The following is a 1,532-nucleotide window of genomic DNA, read 5'->3' as shown; positions in this document are numbered from 1 at the left end:
TGCGGAGATAGTGTTGAAAAAGTCGGTTGATTGGTTGGTCTGGCGCTGATTCACTCGTTTTGAGAGTGGAGGACTTAGCAATGATGGGACCGAGGCAGGTGGCGCAGGGTGCGCTGTTTTATGAGTTCTCGATTGACGAGTTTGTTCCTGCCGATCACTCTCTACGCGGCATTGATCGTTTCCTTGACCTGTCAGACGTTCGACCGCTTCTGGCACCGTCTTATAGCGCGCATGGTCGTCCTTCGATTGACCCTGAGTTGATGATCCGGATGCTGTTGTTGGGCTACTGCCAAGGCATCAGGTCCGAGCGCCGCCTTTGCGAAGAGGTGCATGTCAATCTGGCGTACAGATGGTTTTGCAGGCTCGACCTGACTGACCCGGTGCCTGACCATTCAACTTTCTCGAAGAACCGGCATGGGCGTTTCCGGGAGAGCGGTTTGTTCCGACATCTCTTCGAAACCGTTCTGAGACGCTGTATTGATGAGGGTTTGGTTGGCGGCGAGAGTTTTGGTGTCGATGCCAGCCTGATCCCGGCGAATGCCAACCAGACACGCGGGATTGAAAGCAAGGAAGGTCTGCCCCCCGAACTGACCACCCGCGTGGTTGAGGAATATCTCGAAACGCTGGATGACGCCGCATTCGGCGCGTCCACCAAAGTCGTCCCCAAATACATCTCGCCGGTGGACCCTGCGGCGCGCTGGACAGGCGCCGATGGAGGGGCCGCATTCTTTGCATATTCCACCAACTACATGGTGGATTTGGACAATGCAGTCATCGTGGATGTGGAACCATCCGTACCGATCCGAACCGCGGAGGCCTTTGCCGCGCGACGGATGATCGACCGCATCACGGATCGCTTTGACATGACGCCAGACAAGTTGGTTGGCGATACAGGCTACGGATCGGCAGAGATGCTGGGCTGGCTGGTCGAAGAACGCGGCATCGCCCCGCACATCCCGGTCTGGGATAAATCCAAACGGACGGACGGCACATTCTCACGCGAAGACTTCATCTACGACCCCGCGACCGACAGCTACTCATGCCCTGGCAACAAGGAGCTGCGAACATATCGCCGGAACTTCTCCAAACCGCGAAAGCCGAACGGCGGCAAAGACGGGTTCATCAAATATCGAGCGTCAAAGCACGACTGCGACGCATGCCCATTGAAGGCAAATTGCTGTCCAAAACAGCCAGCTCGAAACGTGCTTCGCTCCGTCCACGAAGCAGCACGCGACGCCGCCCGCGATATCCGAAAAACAGACGCCTACATGACCTCGTTCATTCAAAGACGGAAAGTCGAGATGCTGTTTGCCCACCTGAAGCGATACATCGGCGTGCCGATGATGCGACTTCGAGGACCCAAAGGTGCATATGAGCAGTTCCAACTCGCAGCCACAGCTCAAAACCTAAGGAAACTCGCAAAACTAGCCCCGCAACCAGAACCAACAGGCTGAGAGGAACATCCCAAGCGGCTTTTGCCATCGCTCATCGGCAGTTCCAACGTCGACTTTTTCAACACTATCCGGACAAAG

1 protein-coding gene is annotated in these 1,532 nt (G+C 56.1%); it reads left to right on the top strand.

The genetic code is table 11. From position 1 onward, the window contains the following. The first annotated feature begins 80 nt into the window (after positions 1-80). A complete protein-coding gene (locus tag ACR0AH_RS21085) occupies positions 81-1,454 on the top strand; it encodes a transposase (protein WP_170361228.1) in 1,374 nt (457 codons plus the stop codon). Positions 1,455-1,532 lie beyond the last annotated feature (78 nt).

The sequence above is a fragment of the Ruegeria sp. AM5 genome (genome assembly GCF_056540645.1).
This window is presented reverse-complemented; position numbering and strand designations above follow the sequence as displayed.